Below are 20,731 nucleotides of genomic sequence, written 5' to 3'. Positions count from 1 at the left end.
TTGAACTAATAGCGTTACTACTATGCTGTAATCTTTAATTAATCAATGTACTGGATGCACAAAGTGAAAGAGTATCGTAAGAAACAAAGTTGTCGATTCAAGGTGAATCAACTAGCGAATTAGTTTCAAAAACTGCCAAAAACTACCAAATTGTATAATTTAGCAAGGAAACCATAAGAAGTTTGAGCCAGTCTCGCTGCAAATTCTAAATTATTAAGTTATCTGTCCTTGAGGCTAATATTGTTTGCTCCCGTAATTAAAGCAACTTTTTCGTTCGCATCCATCTACATATTCTCTATTTTGTTGCGCAAGTAATTTATTGTTTAGTTTTTGGAATTGTCAGAAATTTTATGATTAATTCTTCATCGTTTTATCTTTTGCAGCTGCAATCGAAGTGCTTTCATCCTACAAACTCGATCGAGCTTTTCAAATGTCTAAATCTATCTAGTAATTGCCTAATTCTCTACTAAGGCGATCGTTTAGAGAAGTTCTATAATCGTCAGAAGTAAGGCATTGAGTCAATCGAGTCTTTACCATGATCGAAATCTCTAACCCTGACATCATCGCGGAGCAGTGCCAGGAACTGGCAACACGGGTGATGCGGTATACCGAGGACAGTGGTATCCATCCGGCTGCGATCGAGCAATTGTACCTGATACGATCGGATGCAGTGTTGACCGGATTTCACAGTATCAATGAGCTGATGCTTGCGATCGTCGTGCAAGGTCAAAAAGAGGCGTTATTGGGTGAGGAAGCATATCAATATGGCGCAATGCAATATCTTGCTGCTTCGGTTGATTTACCGTTGAGCGGATGGGTGGTTGAGGCGACACCCAACAAGCCGTTTTTAGGGCTGAAGCTGAGCTTAGACCCGACGCGGGACGTTGAACGGCTGCGAACGACTTCGTCGCCCGAAGTGCGCCCGGCTTAACAGCCAAATCTAAGCCTGCAAAGAATTAGCTCTTATTCGGCAACTGGCTCAAGTCTTGTGTTCTATTCAGCCTTCCACATTGGCTTTCCACATCAGCCTTCCATAAGATGGGTATCACAAGTGGCCATACCCAATCTTAGTCTCCAGGATACTTTGATGAACCGAAAACGCCTTCTCGGATTCTTAAGCGGAATAGTTGCAGCACTGCTGCTGGCAATTACTCCTTCGGGAAATTTCGCAGTAAACGGCATTCGGACGATCATGCTTGCTCCAGCCCAGGTTCAATCTACAACGCTTTTGATTGCCGCTGCAGCCAGCTTGCAAAATGCCCTTGAAGAACTCGATCCTATCTTTGAAGCAGCCGATCGCGGCATTACCGTCAACTATAACTTTGCCGCTTCAGGACCGCTTCAGCAGCAGATTGAGCAGGGCGCACCCGTTGACTTATTTATTTCGGCTGCAAGCCGTCAGATGGATGCTTTACAACAGAAAAATTTGATTGTAACCAATACCCGTCGCAATCTGCTTACAAATGATTTGGTGCTGGTTGCCCCCAGCAATTCGACGCTGGGACTAACGAGTTTTCGGCAATTGATCAATTCCAATGTCAGAAGAATTTCGGTGGGCGAACCTCGCAGCGTTCCAGCTGGAACCTACGCCCAGGAAATGTTTACAAACCTGGGAATTTTAGAGCAGCTTCGTCCTAAATTTGTCTACGGCAACTCCGTTCGCAGCGTTTTGGGAACCGTTGAAAGCGGCAACGCAGATGCAGGCATAGTCTACAGAACGGACGCGAGAATTACCAATCAGGTCAAACAGGTGGCAGCCGCCCCGAATCGCCTCCACTCCCCGATCGTCTATCCGATCGCCGTAATTTCCGCCAGCCGAAACCAGCAGGCAGCTCAGACGTATGAGCAATTTTTGAGCAGCAGTCAAGCGCAAGCTATCTTTAGACGCTATGGCTTTGGAATTGCCCGTTAGAAGAGGGAGTGAATAGTTTAGCAGGGTGCAGAGGTGAAACCTACCCCAAGGGAAGCACAGCCTCTACAGCCTCTGTCTTATCTCTACTGCTCTGCCCCTTCACTGATTTGCCCTTCCACCCCTCACCTCTTTATGACCCCCGACTTCTCTCCACTGTGGATCTCACTCAAAACCGCCGGGCTTGCCACGATCGCCACTTTCTTTACAGGGCTGGCAGCTGCCTACTGGATGTTAGGCTATCGGGGACGGTGGAAGTCTGTAATTGAGGGAATCTTTGTCGCGCCGCTCATTCTGCCGCCCACTGTAGTCGGTTTTTTGCTGCTGCTGTTGTTGGGTCGTAATGGTCTGCTTGGCCAGTGGATGGCTGGATTTGATTTCACGATCGTCTTTACCTGGTACGCTGCTGTGATCACTGCGACCGTCGTGGCGTTTCCCCTAATGTACAAAACGGCATTGGGAGCATTTGAACAGGTTGATAGCAGCCTGTTGCAAGTGGCCCAAACCTTGGGGGCATCCAAAGGGCGAATTTTCTGGCAAATCCTGCTGCCACTCTCGGTTCCAGGTATTTTAGCTGGGACCACACTGGCATTTGCGCGAGCATTGGGGGAGTTTGGCGCAACCCTGATGCTGGCAGGCAATATTCCCGGTCGAACGCAAACAATTCCGATGGCAATCTTCTTTGCGGTGGAAGCAGGCGCAATGGAAGAAGCGTGGCTATGGGTGATTGTGATAATGACGATCTCGCTGTCAGGGATTATTGTGGTCAACCGATGGCAGAAACAGCACGAGCGTAAAATTCAGAAAAATTCCTTTGGAGTTGTGGAAGCGAATGAACCCGTGAACGGCAGAAGCGATCGAATTGGTAATTCTCCTGCTGTGCCGCTGACCCATTCGCTGCTGTTGAATACAGAGCAGGGATTGCTGGTTAACATCCAGAAACAGCTTGCAAACTTCACCTTGGACACGGCTTTTGCAGCCCACGGAGAAACGTTAGGGCTCCTCGGTGGCTCTGGTTCCGGCAAGAGCATGACGCTGCGCTGTATTGCGGGGGTCGAAACACCAACCCAAGGACGAATTGTTTTGAATGGGCAAACGCTGTTCGATTCAGCTCAGCGAATTAATATCCCCAGCCATCAACGCAGAGTCAGCCTGGTATTTCAAAACTATGCGCTATTTCCTCACATGACCGTTGCCCAGAATATCGCTTTTGGGTTGCAGCGTTTACCTAAAGTCCTGCGATCGCAGCGAGTTAATCAGCAGCTTGCCCTGGTGCAGTTACAGGGATTAGGCGATCGCTATCCGCATCAGCTTTCGGGGGGACAACAGCAGCGAGTTGCGCTGGCGCGGGCACTGGCAACCGAACCAGAAGCGTTATTGCTGGATGAACCGTTTTCAGCACTGGATACCTACCTCCGCAGCCAGCTTGAGCGGCAGCTCGTCGAAACCCTGTCTACCTATTCTGGGGTGACGCTTTTTGTCACGCACAATTTAGAGGAAGCCTATCGAGTGTGTGAAAAGCTGCTGGTGATGTCTGGCGGCAGGGCGATCGCCTATGACTCGAAACACCAGATTTTTGAGCATCCTCGCACGGTGCGCGTAGCCCAGCTCACCGGATGTAAAAACTTTTCCCGGGCTGCCGTCGCTGGATCAGATGCAATCGAGGCGATCGATTGGGGCGTGACGCTGCAAACCGTGGAAGCCATTCCCGATAACCTTACCGATGTCGGAATTCGTGCCCATCAAATTCGTATCACGACGCATCCTGAAGCAGGCAAAACAAACACTTTTCCCGCTTGGGTAACTTCCACCAGTGAAACGCCTCACCGAATCACCCTGTTCCTCAAGCTAAATGCTGCGCCCAAAGACTTACAGGACTATCATCTGCAAGCGGAATTGTTTAAGGATAAGTGGCGGGCGATTAAGGATCATCCTTTTCCCTGGTATGTTCAATTTGACCCCCTGAGCCTCATTTTGATGGCTGACTTGAAACAAAGTGTCTCAATGCTGCCAACTCAGCGAAAATGGGTGAATGAGTAGCAGAATGGAACCGGACATGATTCAGGATAGAACCGGGCTTGATTCAGGATAGTCTGCTAAATACACCAAAGCTTTAAACCGTAGTTCAACCAGTTGGTCATACAAGGGATTGAGTTTGCACAAAGGGGGAATGTGAACCAAAGGGCGATCGAAGAACTTGATGGTTCGTTCAAAAGGACACTGCGCCGGAATGACTTTGCATATCCAGTGCGCCATCTCATGATTGCGGATTTCAACCGATTCGAGTTGTTGACGGAGTGCAGCGAGAAGATTGAGGTGGTTGATTGTGAAGCGTTTCATATTGATGTTCCTCCAGAGCACTGTGAGTCGTTGGGATAACTTGAAGTCTGTTTCTTGCTATCTGAATCTAAATTAGCGAGGGAAGCGTTCCGAAAGCGTTCTCAAAACGTTCCGACCCTGATCAACTCACACGACTCTGTGATTTCTGGCATTCTGTAACTTCTGGCGCAGAGTTTCTCAACAGGAATCGATGGCTCGGCTTTAGGTCGGCAAGCGACTCGTACCCATTCAAACCGCAGCCTGAGATTAAAGGCATTGCTGAATGGAAATCGGATTTGCGGATAGGGAGTTTTGCGCTAGTGGTCGTTTGCAAATCACCCTTACAGAATTCACCTGTCGGAGCAGCAATGCCAGCTTAAAACGCCAGATTAAAATTATTCAGAAACTACAAGCAACGGGAGAAACTTGCGAATTAATCCGATCGCCACAGCAGGAAGTTCCAGGTGGGGGGTGAGCCTGGTGTCGTCTACAGATTGAAAGGTGCGAATTGCAGATGGGTTAAGTTTGGCAAAACGCTGTCCTAATTCAGGGCTGGTGTACTCGGTCGGCATTCCGTAGATCAAAGCGGTGGGTGTCACGAGCTGGGGAATGAACTGTGCCAAATCAAAACTCAAATCGCCGCGTACAAACGCCAGTGCCGCATATTCTGCATTGGGCTGCTGAGCAGACTGGAGGTAAGCTTCGACAATTTCTGGATAAACCCGATCGCTTTTGCCAAATTGCCGCTGTTCTAGAAAACTGCGAATTCCAAACGCGGTCGCAACCCCTGCACTGTAGAAGAGGCGATCGAGGAGCGGCGTTTTAATAAGTTGGGCAAAGAAATTGTCTTGATAGTTCTGCTCAAAATCATTCAATCCCGCTGCCGTCACCAGGATCAGGGATTTGAACAAATCGGGATGTTGCACCGCAGCCCGTACCGTAAACGCAGCCGTTAAACCCGATGCAATCACCGTGATCGGCTCAGTGCAACTCTGTTTGATAAACTCCACGATCGTTTGCACATAATCCTCAACGCGATAATTGCGAGCCGGATGATCAGAACGTCCCCAGCCAATCAAATCAGGTGCGAGAATCCGGTAGTCTGCGGCAAAAGCAGGATACACTTTTGACCATTCATAGGCAGAGGAACCGCCGCCGAGCGCATGAAGAAATACCAGCGTTTCTGGGTTAGTATTCCCTGTGTTCCACAGCTTGTCCTCAGCTGTGTAATACGCGATTTTTCCCAGAGAAGTGACGATCGATTGCTGGCCAAAACCCATTGGTATAAACATCGTTTGAGCCTCTGATAAATGAGCATCTAATCTTTGAGCGGCTCATGTCCCCAGTTTTTCAGCGAGGATCGCCAGCGAGTAGGTTCAATCTTGCCAGACGGTTTTTGCGCCGAGAGACGATGAATATAGCCCATGACACGACGCACCTGGTGATTATCCAGTGTTATCCATATGATGTGCCATGCTACTTCTCTTCTGCCTTCTTAACGTCTTTCCGATGGCGGAGCACAGTGCTATCCCCAAGCCCTTAACGTGTTAAAGACGGATTGAATTTAAGAAAATCGCGATCGTGGTTTAGCTGCTGCTAAAGGAAAAAAGGTTTGCGTTTGAGTTAATCGATCGAGGAATTTGCGTCAATGCAGTGAGTTCAGGTTCACAGACATTTATTGCTGAGATGGATTGCTAAATTGATTGCTGAGAAAAGGCATATTTTCAGGGAATGCGGCAAAGCCAGTCATTGAAGCGATAAGACTCTGAACGTGGTAGAAGCTCCCTGGTTGCTGTCGCGCTACTGAGTGAAGGTGGTAGCGATCGAATTTCTAATGCAGGATCGAAGTTAGCGCTTGATGAAAACCTGAGTGAAATAGAATTCGCCCTGATTATTTTGAGCGACTCCAACTCCAGTCAGGTTGTAGTCCCCCATAATGTTTTGAAAATGCCCCGGACTCTTGAGCCATCCATTCACGATTTGAGCCGTCGGATTGCTGAAGCCTTGATTGAAGGCAACATTTTCGGCTGAGGCACGCAAAGGAATCGAGTTTCTAATCGTTAGCACCCGGCTGCTAAAACCGTCATGACTTAAAGCACGGAGATCTGCCATCGATTGGCTGTGCTGCCTAGCCTGTTGGGTAATTGTGCTGTTCAACCTCATCGAAGATAACCCTTGCTGCTGGCGATACTGGTTAATCTTCTGGAAGACCGATCGCTCTAAGGTTGCTAAAGCTGTAGAGGCGGCTCGCTTGATACTCCGAGGAAACGTCTGAGGAAGCGCGTACCTCTCCGCCGAAAGTCCTCCGAACTCGCTTGCTCCACCAGAGCGAACAGGCTGGAAATCGAGCGACCGCTTCGTAGATCCTCCTAAAGATAGTGGTGATCGAGTTGTAGAACGCGACATGCTATTCATGTAGAACTACCTCCAAGCAGGTCTAGATTGCAGCCTCTACACTACTAGGCTTTATCGGAGGTGGATGTGACAGCGATCGATGACGAATGCTGCGAAATGTGTTGGCGGTACAAAAATCGATCGTTTTTGATTGAAAAACAGGACTTGTTGCACAATGCAGCAAGACGCTCCTTTCCAGCCAGATTGGGCAAAAAGCAAAGCAAACCGCGCGTACGGACGTAATTTTGCGGAGATTTGCGATCGTTTGGGCGAAAATCTCCTTTGTTGCAGGCTTTCTGATGCGATGATCAGGCTGTCCGGCTAACTAAAATCCTGCTTAAGCGTCGTTTGGAAATCGATCTATTGGAATTATCAGAATCCGTTATTGAAATCATCAGAATTGATTAATAGTTCTTCCCCTGCTCATCCACAAAGCACCACAGCCATTGTTCCCCCAGCTCTGCCGAACTAATTACAGAATGTCCCGTTTCCTTGTAGTGATGACGGGCGTGCTGATTCTTAGAGGAATCACAGCACAGCATCTTCCCGCAGGTCTGGCAAATTCGCAAATGAACCCACCGATCGCCTACCCGAACGCACTCCTCGCACTGAAAGGTAGGATAGTTAGATTTTAGGATCAGGTTTTCTACAGTCAATTCATTCAAATGTTGACAGGGCATTGGATTACCGGGGGGTAGATAAGTTAAGAGCGTATCTTCAATCTTGTTCACCCATGATAGTCTCATCGTGCAGGATAGAGACACTCTATTTATGTTTTTGCGACACAGCCCAATGGCTTGCTGCGCTATTTCCTTTAAATAATGTATAAAAATAAAAATACCGAATCGAAATCCTTCAGCTGTGATCTCAATCAATGGCCTCCACTGACTTCGATCAGTGATCTCAATCAGTGCCCTTTCCGGAAGGTTGACTGACACACTGGAATCAGATGATCATCTAGGAGGATGTTTAAACAGTCGCAAGTGTCCTACATCGCCCCGCTATTTCCCTTTCTGGTTCCCCATCTGGGTGCATTTTGAATCCCTAAAGCGAGCGATGTTCTCCCCGAGCCTGGAGGTTCAGGGGGCAATTTGGGCGATAGCCACAACTTTTCAAACGTCCTCTACGTCCTATTTCTAGTTGTCGCGATCGATTCGGCGTAAGTCAAAAAATTACTGTTATGTCAAACCAGAACAGCGGACAGTGGCAGGCTGGGGACACAATCCTGGATCTGTATCGGGTCATCGGAATTCTGTATCAGGATGAGTTTGGCGAGGTCTACCGGGCGCGGCATCTGGGCTGGAATGTCGATTTGTCAATTCATCGTCTCAAGCCGAGGGCGATCGCAGCGATCGGTGGAATCGAAGCCTTGAAGCAAACCGCCGATGCCTGGGTAGGCTTGGGGCTGCATCCCCATGTGGCAAACGCCTACTATCTGCGGTGGGTGAATGAGCCGTCCGGTGAGCAGCCATTGGTGTTTACCGAGTTTGGGAGTGACGGAACCCTGCATCAGTGGATTCAAAATTGGCGGCTTTACGAGCAGAGCGCACTGCTTCGTCGCATTCTAGACATCGCCATTCAGCTTGCCTGGGGACTGCAAACCCTGCACGATCAGGGCTTAATCCACCGAAATCTAACCCCTGCAACCGTCTTAATGGCTGGCGATGGCATTGCCAAGATCACTCAGGTTGGGCTAGCCGAGGCTCCCCCAGGTTATCAATCGCCCGAACAGATCAATCAGACTGACTTAACTTCCCAAACTGACCTCTGGGGTTGGGGGTTGACGCTGCTGGAAATGTTTACAGGTAAACCCATTGGGTCGTCGAGTCTGGGGGCAGTTCAGGTGCTCGATCGCTATCTAGAAGGCATGACCTCTGGCATTCCCCGGATGCCTGCGCCCGTAGCAGAACTGCTGCGTCGATGCTTCCAGAATGCTCCAGATCTGCGTCCTGGGAGCCTGCGGGAGGTCGCCAATCAGATGCAAGCAATTTACCAAACGGTGACAGGGACACTCTACCCGCGTCAAGAGCCGTCTCCGTTGCGAAGTGCCGATTCGTACAACAACTGGGCACTGGCACTGGTGGATCTGGGTCAGGGCGCAGAAGCCCTTCAGCGTTGGGACGAAGCCCTCACCCTTCAGCCGCAGCACCTCAATTCAATCTACAACCGGGGAATAATGCTTTGGCGATCGGGCAAAATAAGCGATCGCGATTTGCTGAACCAGCTCGAAGCGAACCGTCCTTCTCCTGAAGATGGGCACAGCAAGTATTTTCTGGGGTTAGTGCATTGGGAGCGGGGCGACTATGACACTGCACTTCGGCTCCTAGAAGAAGTTCAGGCGCAGGGCATCCACACGGATACTTTATCGCCGCTGCTGGCACAACTCCGGGAAAAATGTCCCCAGGCGAAGCAGCTATTGCCAGAGTTTCGCGATCGCGTTATGGAATACCAGCAAGGCACTAGTCGTTGGGTATCGTCGATCGCACTGAGTCCCACCGGACTGTATGCGGTATCGGGCGGCTCGGATCGCCTGATTCGGATCTGGGAGGTTCCCAGCGGTCGCTGCGTTTGTACCTTTCGGAGACACCGAGGACAGGTGACTGCCGTATCGCTTAATTCCGACGGTAGCCAGCTTTTATCGGGCAGCGAAGACCAAACAATCAAACTTTGGAATATTGCTTCTAATAGCCTTCAGTTCACGTTTGGCGGGGTCGAACGCGTTCGCTTTCGGGATAAAATTCGTCGCCTGTTGAATCCATCGCCGCCTACTAGCAGCAGCAATGGGCACAAAGGTACGATACGGGCGATTGCCTTTAGCCCCGATCGACGCAACATTTTGTCGGGTGCAGATGATTCAGCTCTGAAGCTTTGGGATGTAAACTCGGGCAGATGCCTGCAAACGCTACGGGGGCACCGGGCGCGGGTGTTTGCGGTGGCGTTTGATCCAACCGGACGCGAAGCTATTTCTGCCAGCAATGACCAAACGATTAAACTCTGGAATCTGACAACGGGGCAGGTGCTTCAGACGTTGAAGGGACATCAGCAGCTCACAGCGATTGCCCTTAGTTCTAGTGGACGCTATGTGCTGGCAGGCGATACCTCGATCAAGCTGTGGGATCTCTCGACGGGGCAGGTGGTGCGAACGTTTGACGACCCAGGGGTGCAGGCGATCGCCTTTAGTCCCAACGAGCGATATCTCTTGTCAGGCAGCCAGGATGGGCGACTGCGAATTTGGGAGGTCGAGTCGGGGCGATGTCTGCGGACCTTTGAACCGCATGAATCGGAAATTTACGCGATCGCGCTCAGTTCGGACGGTCGCTATGCCTTGTCTACGGATCGCGACAGCCTGAAGCTCTGGGCAGTTCACCTGAATGCCCCCGCTGATTTTGCCCCTCTGTCGCTGTCGCAAATGTTGCCTGCGGCGGTAGTTCTGACGGGCGATCGTCGCTATGAGGAGGAAATTACCCAGGCGGAGTCAGCTCTGAAACGCGGCGATGCCCCTGCGGCAGCTCAGCATTTGCGCGCAGCACGCTCCGGCTACCCACGGGGCATAGAAGCAGTGCAGGCATGGTTAAAGCTTTATTTCGACTTACCGCGCCAATCTCTCCGCGAGATCTGGGAGCAGACAACCCTGGACGGGCACACGGCTTCAGTACGGGCAGTTGCCTTTCAACCCAATGGACAGTCCATCCTTTCTAGCAGTGTCAATCGCACCCTTAAACGCTGGGATGTAGAAACGGAACGCTGTCTGCTCAACTTTGAAGGACATCAGAGTATTGCAGAGGCGATCGCCCTCAGTTCAGACGGAACCCAGATGCTATCGGGCAACGCCGATGGAACAGTGACGCTCTGGGATGTCAACTCAGGCGAAAGACTCCGAACGCTGACCGGACATCAGGGCACAGTGCGGGCGGTTGCCTTTCATCCTCAGGGACGCTATGCCGTGTCAGGCAGTGACGATCGCACGGTGAGACTTTGGGACACCGCAACCGGACGCTGTCTGCGAACCTTGACCTACCACACCGATCGCGTCACCGCAGTGGCAGTTAGTGCGGACGGACAATCGCTGCTGTCAGGTGGGGCGGATAAAACCGTAGTTTTGGCGGAATTGGCAACCGGTGAAGTGCTGCGAACCCTGGAGGGACATCGTGCGATCGTGTCTTCTGTCGCGATTGGTCCCGATGGACGAATGGCACTGTCAGGCAGCGATGATTGGACGCTGAAGCTGTGGAACCTGGCAACTGGAGACTGTGTGCGAACGCTGAGCGGACATATTGAGGCAGTGAAATCAGTTGCCTTTAGCCCTGATGGTCGCTTTGCCGCATCGGGCAGTGACGATCGCACGGTGAAACTGTGGAACCTGGCAACCGGAGACGCTGTACAAACGTTGACCGGGCATACGGAAAGGGTTCAGTCGGTCACCTTTAGTCCTGATAGTCGCTTTGTCGCATCGGGCAGTGACGATCGCACAATAAAACTGTGGCTACTGGACTGGGAATTGAACAATCGATCGCCTGCCGATTGGGACGAGGGCGCAAGTCCTTATCTAGATATCTTCTTGAGGCTACATACGCCGCCTCGTGCGACGCTGCCCGATTTGCGCGAACCCAGTCCCGAAGACGTTAGGCAAGCCCTCACCCCGTATGGAACGCCTGCCTGGGGAGAAGCCGACTTTAACCAGTTGATGCGGCTACTTCAGCAGGTGGGCTATGGCTGGCTGCGGCCAGAGGGGGTTCGCGAGCAGTTAACAAGCCGCACTCGATCTGCCACTGTATCTGCTTCACCGGCGGCTTTACCGGGAGCCTTACCGGGAGCTATACCAGAGAGCTTACGGAGGGCTGTGGCATCTCCGGATTCAACCGCGTTTGCGACGGCATTTGCGACGGAGTTCGCGACCTCACTGGGTACGACCTTCACAGAGCTGGAGACAACCGCTAAGGTCATTCTGACGGTGACAGAAGGGGTTTTGAAAGGGCAGAAGTTTAGCTTTCGCGATCGCACCGTTTGTATTGTCGGTCGGGCAAAGGACTGTCACTTGCCACTGCCCAACGACGAAAATCACAAAACGGTTTCCCGCTACCACTGCCTACTAGACATTAATCCGCCCTCGGTCAGCATTCGCGATCTGGGCAGCCTGCACGGCACTTATGTCAATGGTCAAATTATTGGACGGCGAAATCCCGACCAATCTCCGGAGGAGGGAATGCAGATTCGTTCTTCCGGGCATCACTTGCGGCAGGGAGACGAAATCAAACTTGGCAAAACCGTCTTTAAAGTTGCGATCGAAGGCGTGAATCCAATAGCTGCTGCAAATCGAGCTGTCTTTCACGAAACGGGCGTGGGTCAAACCGCGATTTTGGATCAGAAAACCGTAAGCGATCGTTCGGCGTTGAATCATTCAGTTCACTCGTCTAGTGCTGCACCGCTCCCTGAAATTGCAGGCTACAAGATCTTGCATCGGCTTGATGCCTCGGAAGTGGGAACAGTTTCACATCACCCCGATCACGTTTCAATTTATGGAGCACAGCAGCTGCAAACCGATAAAGCGGTCACGCTAAAACTTTTTCAGCCCGAGAAAACGGTTCCGCTTTCGGCGATCGATACATTTTTGCGATCGGTCAATGCGCTGAAATCGCTTCAGCATCCCAACCTGCTTTGCCTCCAGGAAATTGGCATTGCCAGTGAAGCTTTCTTTTTTGCCTATGACTCGTTTGAGGGGAAGAGCGTTGCCGATCGGGTTCGGCAGCAGGGCAAGCTTTTGCCCCGCGAAGCGATTGAGATTGTCCTGCAAGCTCTGGAGGGGTTAACTTACGCCCATCAGGCAACTTTCCCGGATCAATCACCCGATCAACCTCAGAGCAGGATTCATGGACGGCTCACACCCAGCAATCTGCTGCTCACCCCGGACCAGGGCGTCAAAATCTCTGACTATGGAATCGCCACTGCGATCGCACAAGCCGGACTCGGCGATTTCTCTGCCGCAAATGCAGCCGCTTTTATGCCGCGCCAGCAGGCGATCGATTTCAAAGCGACCCAGCCTGAACTTGATCTGTGGGCGATCGCTGCTTGCCTTTACTATATGTTGACGGGGACATTCCCCCGCGACTTTAAAGGCGAAGATCCGTATCTGGTACTGCTGCAAACCAATCCTGTGCCAATTCGCCAGCGCGAAGCCGGAATTCCCAAAGCACTTGCGGAATTGATCGATCTGGCACTCGTCGATAATCCCTCAATTTACTTCAAGAATGCAGCCGTCTTTCAACAGGCGATCGCTTCTGTGTCAATTGACTAGTATTGCTGCATCGGGAATCCAGAATTGAGTTTGGCAAACATTGATCAGCCCCCTAAGAGCAGCCCGCTAAATAGATCATCGCTGGCAACAGGGGGCTTTAAGCATTCGGACAGATTTGTCGATTCCTGCTCAAACGGCGATCCGGTTCGCCCCCTCGCGGGTGAATGCTGAGGGGAACCGAGCCAATCCTGCTCACGCTCAAAGTCCCCTAATATTGGGGAATTGAGGCTGTGAAGCCTGGAACGTTTGCAGAATCAGCTTGTAGATACCCCGTTTGTGGATAGACAGTTTGTAGATAACCCAGTAGCCCTTGCTGGAGAACTTCGAGCGTTCAGAAGGTTCCACAAGTGAAGGACAGCGTCACTGTTTAGCGGCATTTGCCCGGAGGGGCGATCGACTCTGGGTTCTAACCCTTCTCACCGGCGATTCAAGCTGGGCTCCAAAAGGCGAGATGTCAAAAGTGTACTGACCGATCGATCGACCCAGCTTTAACCCATCCACATTGGCTGAATCCACATGGATGCCTCCATAAATCCGGCTCATGCCCGCTTCATCTGCCGCCTGCTTAAAGCTGGTGAATGAGCGGATGACACCCGGCAATCCAATCGAGGTCGTGCTAAAGCTGGTATTTTCGCCGAACAGAGAGGCAAGAATCGTGGATGCGGCACCGCTAAACGTGCTGTGTCCTGAAACGTAATCTGGGAAGGGAGGAGTCGGAATGAGCGAAGTCCAGAAGGGGTCTGCGATCGTGGCATCATTGCCATCTTGATCTGCCAGTCGAATTGCGGTCACAGGCCGCCAGTTGTCATAAAGATACTTGGCATCCCAGGCAGCAATGCCAGCATCTGCTTGAGCACAATTCAGCAGGGCGAACAGCCGAGCATTTTCAGCCAGCGTATTCTTTTTGATCACAGCCAGTTGTTCGGCAACCAGATTCCAGTGTCCCGGTGGGGTAAACGTGCCTGCACTATCTGCCCAGAACAAAGCAGACTCGGTCTGGTCGGCGGTGCGGTTAGTGCTGTTTGCACTGCCCACCGCTTGCACTTGATTCATCTCTGCTGCATATTGAGCACTGCTCAAGGCAGGAGGACCCGATAACATGGAACGGAACTGAAAGCCGTATTTAAGCGTAAATGGCGTAACTTTGCCCCAGTGAGGCAGAACGGCTACAGCGGAGGATGTGGGCCGCCAGCGACCCGGTTCCAGAGTGTGGTTATAAGGAGGAACAGAATCGCCTGAGCCATCCTCATTCGGTTTTCGCTCTTCCAGCATGGCGACTGCAACTTCTTGACCCCGCCTGATTCCTTCGGTTTTTGCCCGACCGTTGGTAATCTCGGCTAACGACATCTCAAGCTGTTCTTTCAACAGTTTGGATTCAGTGGGATATAGATTCAGCAGAATTTGGTGAGCTGCCACTGCCACTGCGGCTTCTCGCGAAACGGGCTCTGAATAATTTTTATTGACTGCATTAAACATCGCGGTATGGAGGATTGCCATGTTGCGAGATGCGATCGGAGGAGAACTTTTCGTTGCCACGATCGCATTCAAAATCGTTGCGTTCCAGTCCACCACTACATCCGTTCCAGAGGCAGAAACCCGGTGGTAGGCTGCATTGTTGGTTTCATTGCTCTCGGAAATGGTTTTCTCAGAATCAATATCGACAATGAGATAATATGCTCCCGGTGCGACCCCAGCCGGATTCGTGAAGTTAAAGGTAAATTTTCGTGTGTTGCCTGCCTGAATCTGAACATTGCCCCGATTGACGCTGTCTAGAAGCTGATCGCTTGCATCAAGAACAAGGTCAGGAGAGGCATAGATATCGACCGCCAGCGATCCTGAAGCTCGAGCCTTACCCACATTGGTGATATCTACCTTAATTTTTCCTTTGTCATCCTTCTTTCTGGGATCGATCGTTTTTGGCATGGTCACGTCATCCACCGCACCAATTAAATCAGAACCACTGCTGCCTGCGCCCCCATGCTTGCGATTCACCCGCACTGAGCCAGGGCGATTTCCCACCAGCGGATCTTCTACTGTAGTACCCGTTAAGGAGTCTTGATTGCTATGCGTCTGCGAATTATGCGATGTTGGCTTATTCTTATTTTTTGAACCTGTGAGCTGTGCCGATCGGCTATCCATTCCTGAGCTTCGATCGTCATTCAAGCCTTCCACATCTTTTGGGAAAACCAAATCAAAAGTCGATTGTTTTTTATTGTTTGAAGTATTATTTTGAGTGTGACCGAGCTTGTTCCCGGGAGCGTGACTGAAAGTTTCACCGGAGTAAAGAGCCGATCGAGCGCGAGTTGCCCGATGCAGAGAAGATTCTCCGAAATCTCCTGACGGTCCAAATTCTCTGGCTAAATCAACTGCACCAGAAGCCAGTAAGGCTGTAGAGTCTTCCATTCTAAACCTCAAACTTTTAGCAGGTTCCTATGTCTTTACATCGGTTCTTTCTTAAAAACCGAAGGATTTTCGCACCGGATCATCAAATTTACTCAAAATTGCGGTCGATCGCCGGAATACCGTCAGTTTTTGGCTCAGGGCAACCCAGTTTCTAGATCCAGAAACTTCAGATGCAGAAACTTCCCCCCTCCCATGCCTTACTAGGCGGAAGCGGCTGTAAAGATTGGAGATCAAACCCCTGAGCGAATCCCAAAAAATAACTCGATAATTTCTACAAACGCCAAATCTTAATTGCTTTGTCTCGGCTACCGCTAATTAATGTTTTTCCATCCGGGCTAAGTGCAAGCGATAAAACCCAATCCTGATGTCCAGGCAGCGTGTTTAGCAATGCTCCGGTCTGCAAATTCCAAAGCTTGATCGTGTTGTCTTCGTGGCTACTGACCAATGTTGTTCCATCCGGGCTAACAACCAGCGATCGAACAAAGCCTGACTGCTCTGGCAGAGTCTGTACCACTTTCCCAGTTTTGAGATTCCAAATCAAGGTTTCATCCGTTCCTCCTGTGATCAATATTTGCCCATCAGGACTCATCGCAACCGATTCCACTGCACCCGCATGTTGATCGAGCGTATGAACCCGTTTCTCTGTTTCTAAACTCCAGACTCTAATGGTTTGATCTTCACTGCCCGCCGCTAAAAGTTTTCCATCAGGGCTAATTGCAACGGACTTAACTGGCTGTGAATGACCTTCAAAGTCACACAAAAGTTCCCCGGTTTTTGTATTCCAGACAGAAACGGTCGTAGCGTAATTGCCTGACGCAAGCATTTTTCCATCTGGACTAAAAGCAACAGAGGAAACCCAATCGGGATGATTAAGGGTATGTATCAGCTTTCCAGTGTTGAGATCCCAAAGCCGAACGGTATTGTCTCGACTCCCCGTGGCAAGCATCCCTCCATCGCGGCTAATGGCAACCGCCACCACCTCGGCAGTATGTCCTGAAAAAGTTTGGAGCAATGCGCCAGTCTGCGAATCCCACAGCTTCACGGTATTATCTTCGCTGCCGCTCACAAAGGTTTTGCCATCGGGGCTCATGGCGATCGCATCAACTGCCCCTCGATGGACTGCTAACGTGTTCGCAAGGGTAAATAAAGATGAATTTTGGCGTGAATTCTGGGACGAATTCTGGGATGAGCTCTGGGACGAACTCGGCGGCTGTGCAGGCAAAAATTGAGTTGTGAGGGCTCTACTGCTGGGAATCGCTTGAAACCGCCAATATCCATATCCTGCAAAGGTAGATGCCAGCGTTACTCCCACAAGCGCCCAGCGATTGACAAAACGGTTTAGAGAAAGAAGCAATTGCCAGCGACGAGCGATACTGGTGCTTGCGATACTCGTACTTGTTGCACCTGTACCTGTTGCACCTGTACTTGCCACACCTTTACTGGATTTTATGATGGAATCACCTAAGGCAGTTGGGAATGGCTCTACCGGGTCAGGAAGCGTGCTAGGAAGCGTGCCAGGAACTGTAGCCGGGTCATAAATTACGGTTTCCTCAGAAACAACACCCTGTAAAACAACATCCTGTAACTGTCGCAGGTCGAATAATACTTCCTCAACGGATTTGTAGCGATCGATGAAATGGGTTCGAACCATCTTATCGACAACATCACCAAACTCCTGACTCACCTGAGCCTGTTCTCGCCAAATCACCTCACCGGTCTCAAAGTCTTCTTGCAGCTCATGCGGCGGTAAACCCGTGAGTGCCTGCACTGCCACCATCCCTACCGCATAAATATCGCTGTTAAAGCGAGGCTTACCCCCCTGCTGTTCGTTTGGCATATAGCCAGGTGTGCCAATGGCGATCGTGACGCTGGTTTGCCCTTTTGCTTGCAGGTGAACGACCTCGGTGCTAATTTGTTTGACCGCGCCAAAGTCAATCAGTACAATCCTGCCGTCTTCTTGTCGCCTAATCAAATTACGCGGTTTAATATCCCGGTGAATCACGCCCTGCCGATGCACAAACTGAAGCACACTGAGGATGTCGCTGATCATCGCAATCACTTCTGCCTCACTCAGCCGCTTGCTGTAGGCTAGCTCGTGGCTCAGGTCGTGTCCTTCAACAAATTCTTGGACTAAATAAAATTCCTCATCCTCTTCAAAATGGGCAAGCAGACGGGGAATTCGATCGCTTCTGCGACCCAACTCATATAGAGTTGTGGCTTCCGCATTGAATAGACGCCTCACGGTCTTTAAAGTTGCCGTGTCCGGTGATTTTGACTTCAGCCGCTTCACAACGCAGCGAGGAACCGTAGGAAGCTGCTTGTCTACAGCGAGATAAGTATCGCTAAATCCTCCCCCACCTAACCGCTGGATGATTGAATAGCGTCCACTCAGTGTTTTGCCAATCATGATTGTTATGTAGCTTACAGAATCGAGTCTGATTATTCTACGGTCACTATATTGATGCTCACCCTAATAATTTCAGCAATATAATATCAGTTCTAAAGTGGGTTCTTACCTCCGGATAAACCCAAAAGAATATATCTTCCATATTGCTGTCTTATGCAAGAAGTCACAAGCTCTTCATTTTAATTTCAGTTGGAAAATACGCTTCCTTCAGTAGTCAGTCCGACGATCGATGTTATCAATAACACATTTCTTCTAATCTACCTTTCGACAGATGGCTTGAAGGATTACAAACCGAGATTAGAATTCAAATGCGATTCAATCGATTCCTGCACAAGACCTAAACAATAGAACGTATTCCGATAGCAAACCTGAACAATCAAGGGAACACTGACAGAACAACGGGGGTAAAGCTTCGGATTAACTGTATCGATAATCACAGAGGCTTTTTTTGATACAGTGTTACAAATATTAGGTATTGTATCAAGAAAGAGATTGAAGGCGACCAACGAAAAAACCTGCTTTTGCAGGCAGAGCCGATCGACTTCCCTGGATTGCGGCTACGAGCGATTTTGTCGCGCCAAGCGCGTTCAGTTGAACCTAGAGCGATTGCCCTCGGAAACTTCAATTCTCTGTTCATCCACCCAGCGATTGTCTTCGGACAAGCGATTGTCTTCAGACAACAGTACCGCGATCGCACACCAATGTCATCAGGCCCACCAACGCGACCCAAAGCCATTTGCGAAGCGATGAAGCGGTTAATGTCTGAATTGTCTCGCACTATACCAGCGCCAAAATCCGTTTCGATTGTACCGGGAGCGATCGTATTCAGCGTAACTTGTCTTGTCCCAATTCCTTCGCCCTATACCGGGTTAACACCTCGACCGCGCCCTTCGCGCTAGCATAACCGGCATAGCTTGGGCAAGGTACTGCTTTGCTGCCCAGTGCTTCGATCGCCGAGACGACTACTTTGGCTTCCACTTCATTTCTGTGATCCGTGACGATCGCACCCGTTCCTTTTTTTGCCAGTGCCAGAGCAGTATTTTTGCCCAGTCCTCGACTTGGTCCTGTAATCTAAGCAATTTGGCGTTGCAGGATGGAGGGAGGAATTAGATGCCTTTAATCTGGCAGGTTAGTTGCAGAATCTGTCGGCATACCAATTTGCTCGGTGTCAGGTAACACTCCTTGTAACGAATCGCTGCTGTTTGCAGGAATATCTGGATTGTTATGGAGATTGACAGCCCCCTTCTCAGCTGAAGGTTCGACAGTAGAAAAGGCTCCCATTTCGCCGGAAGCATCAGCCGTTTTCGCATCTCCTGTTCCAGGTGCACTTGAGAAATTGGTAGCGATCGGAGCACTGATTGGATCGCCCTCCGGTTGTCTACCACCGACTTCTACACGAGCGTCCAGCATTGCACTCCCCTGCATATTTTGAGCAGTTAATGGCTGAGACTGCGCGGATGCAACAACTGCTTGATCAGGATTGACGGCTTGATCAGATAGGGATGGGTCACTCATGAGTTTCTCCTCGCATAGGAACTGCAAAGTGGTTATTGAAAGCGGTTAATGGATGTATCGATTATCAGCTTCATCTGACATGCTTTGGGAAGCTTCGATCGTCTCCTCATCTGGATTAGCAGCATCTTCTGGAGGCGGGTGATCTGTGGAAGGGATATTAGTGGGATAGGATCAGAAGCGACCTCTTCCAACACTGTTTCATCGTTATGGCTTGTACTCTCCGTTATGATTCACGATTTTCTTCAACATTCATGTCTACAATCAATCTTCAATTTGGATTTTCAATTTGGCTTGTAAAGCGATCGTGAACCGCGCAAGTACAGCGTTTAAACTCATTAACTGAGGCTATTAAAAAGCTTCATCAGTTTCTTAGGGCTTTTGCATTAACAGAGTATTTATATAAATATCTCCACTAAAGCGATTTAATACGCTTATCGCATCAAGTCTTTTCCGATTTATTAACGATTTTAATTATTAAAGCGCGATCTTGACAAGGTTGCTTCATCCAAAATAGCGAAGCTTATGTATTCATAAGGGAGTGCCTTAAATTAAAAAATCATGTAAGCACAAAACCATATAATTTGCCCAACGAAAGGAAATTGGTTAAATGTTTAGTTCTGCTGCTGCAATTCTTTTTGAATTCATCAGTGCGTCACTGCATTTGGAAATACTGCTCTATAACGTGCCAACAGTGGCAGCTCAAGTTTAACTTGTGGTAGAAGCCAATAGGCGTATATGATTTCTGTCATTTCTGCTGGTTGTACATTCGTTGAATCCGCTTGATGCCCCATTACCTGCTCCAAAATTTCCTCTGCCAGCGCTATGAATTCCTGAGATTTGCGTTGGCGGGGACGTGGCAGCGTTACAGGCATATCTACCGTAATCTGACCATGTTCGATCAGGAGAACGCGATCGCCCAGCATCACTGCTTCATCCACATCATGAAGTAATTAGAAAAATAGAAAATCGGTGTTCCTGCCAGATTCGTTCAATTAGTCGCTGCATTTCAATCCGGTCAGGGCATCGAGGGTCCCCAAGGATTCATCGAGCATGAGCAGAGAATATGATCTGAACAAGAGCCATTTTATGGAGAGACATTTGTAAGTTCAGCCACAGACGCTTGATGTTGCTCAATCCAATCTTCTGCCCACTGAAACTGCACCCCAGCCCGGCGGGCAGCGGTTTCATCTTCTGAGCGATCGCCCACATACCAAGTATTTTGAGGGCTATGCTTGTACCGCGCCATCGCCAGTTTCAGCATTCCTGGGCCGGGTTTACTGTACTGCCCCGACCACTTGCTTTGACTATGGTTGTGGAAGTTGTGACGAGTCACGCGAAAACATCGTCTGCCTTCAAAACCGGGACAGAAGTAGATTTCTTTACAGCAGTTTTTAGGTAATTAGCCCCTTTTCTATTAAGCTAACGAGTGGACAATCTATCAAGTTGGTGAAATGCCTGTCGCTTACTCAACGGATTTACGCACTCGTGTAAT

At 50.0% G+C, this 20,731-nt stretch carries 13 protein-coding genes; 4 read left to right on the top strand and 9 right to left on the bottom strand.

Annotated features, from left to right (window positions below):
- Positions 1-535 precede the first annotated feature (535 nt).
- The 3 genes from H6F80_RS15455 (at position 536) to modB (ending at position 3,949) form a co-directional block, all read left to right on the top strand.
- On the top strand, positions 536-931 hold the full coding sequence (locus H6F80_RS15455) for an AraC family transcriptional regulator (RefSeq protein WP_190792420.1): 396 nt from the start codon (positions 536-538) through the stop codon (positions 929-931).
- Between the two features lie 156 nt (positions 932-1,087).
- Positions 1,088-1,912: a molybdate ABC transporter substrate-binding protein gene (gene modA, locus H6F80_RS15450; protein WP_190792419.1), complete on the top strand. Its 825-nt coding sequence runs from the start codon at positions 1,088-1,090 to the stop codon at positions 1,910-1,912.
- 132 nt (positions 1,913-2,044) lie between these two features.
- Entirely contained in the window at positions 2,045-3,949 is a 1,905-nt protein-coding gene (gene modB, locus H6F80_RS15445) for a molybdate ABC transporter permease subunit (protein ID WP_190792418.1), read from the top strand.
- 21 nt (positions 3,950-3,970) lie between these two features.
- On the opposite strand, the gene H6F80_RS15440 is transcribed toward modB, so the two are convergent.
- The 4 genes from H6F80_RS15440 to H6F80_RS15425 form a co-directional block, all read right to left on the bottom strand.
- The gene (locus H6F80_RS15440; RefSeq protein ID WP_190792417.1) at positions 3,971-4,249 is read right to left on the bottom strand and encodes a Mo-dependent nitrogenase C-terminal domain-containing protein; all 279 of its coding nucleotides are present in this window, start codon (positions 4,247-4,249) and stop codon (positions 3,971-3,973) included.
- A 374-nt stretch (positions 4,250-4,623) separates the two neighbouring features.
- Complete coding sequence (locus H6F80_RS15435; RefSeq protein WP_190792416.1) at positions 4,624-5,520, bottom strand: alpha/beta fold hydrolase; 897 nt, start codon at positions 5,518-5,520, stop codon at positions 4,624-4,626.
- 556 nt (positions 5,521-6,076) lie between these two features.
- The gene (locus H6F80_RS15430) at positions 6,077-6,643 is read right to left on the bottom strand and encodes a CAP domain-containing protein (RefSeq protein ID WP_190792415.1); all 567 of its coding nucleotides are present in this window, start codon (positions 6,641-6,643) and stop codon (positions 6,077-6,079) included.
- Positions 6,644-7,026: 383 nt separating this feature from the next.
- Positions 7,027-7,302, bottom strand: coding sequence for a UBP-type zinc finger domain-containing protein (locus H6F80_RS15425; protein ID WP_190792441.1), 276 nt, complete (start codon positions 7,300-7,302; stop codon positions 7,027-7,029).
- 500 nt (positions 7,303-7,802) lie between these two features.
- Between H6F80_RS15425 and H6F80_RS15420 the strand changes: the two genes are divergently transcribed.
- Positions 7,803-12,914, top strand: coding sequence for a WD40 domain-containing protein (locus H6F80_RS15420; RefSeq protein WP_190792414.1), 5,112 nt, complete (start codon positions 7,803-7,805; stop codon positions 12,912-12,914).
- 360 nt (positions 12,915-13,274) lie between these two features.
- On the opposite strand, the gene H6F80_RS15415 is transcribed toward H6F80_RS15420, so the two are convergent.
- From H6F80_RS15415 to H6F80_RS15395, 5 genes are all read right to left on the bottom strand, one after another.
- A complete protein-coding gene (locus H6F80_RS15415) occupies positions 13,275-15,317 on the bottom strand; it encodes a CARDB domain-containing protein (protein ID WP_190792413.1) in 2,043 nt (680 codons plus the stop codon).
- Between the two features lie 271 nt (positions 15,318-15,588).
- A complete protein-coding gene (locus tag H6F80_RS15410; protein ID WP_190792412.1) occupies positions 15,589-17,724 on the bottom strand; it encodes a serine/threonine-protein kinase in 2,136 nt (711 codons plus the stop codon).
- A 1,116-nt stretch (positions 17,725-18,840) separates the two neighbouring features.
- Complete coding sequence (locus H6F80_RS15405) at positions 18,841-19,239, bottom strand: hypothetical protein (protein WP_190792411.1); 399 nt, start codon at positions 19,237-19,239, stop codon at positions 18,841-18,843.
- Between the two features lie 644 nt (positions 19,240-19,883).
- Positions 19,884-20,177: a hypothetical protein gene (locus H6F80_RS15400; protein WP_190792410.1), complete on the bottom strand. Its 294-nt coding sequence runs from the start codon at positions 20,175-20,177 to the stop codon at positions 19,884-19,886.
- Positions 20,178-20,323: 146 nt separating this feature from the next.
- A complete protein-coding gene (locus H6F80_RS15395) occupies positions 20,324-20,572 on the bottom strand; it encodes an HAD hydrolase-like protein (protein WP_199296601.1) in 249 nt (82 codons plus the stop codon).
- Between the last annotated feature and the right edge of the window lie 159 nt (positions 20,573-20,731).

The organism is Leptolyngbya sp. FACHB-711, from assembly GCF_014695615.1.
Classification (GTDB): domain Bacteria; phylum Cyanobacteriota; class Cyanobacteriia; order Elainellales; family Elainellaceae; genus Leptolyngbya_A.
Note: the sequence above shows the minus strand (reverse complement) of the source record. Positions and strands in the feature narration are given on the sequence as shown.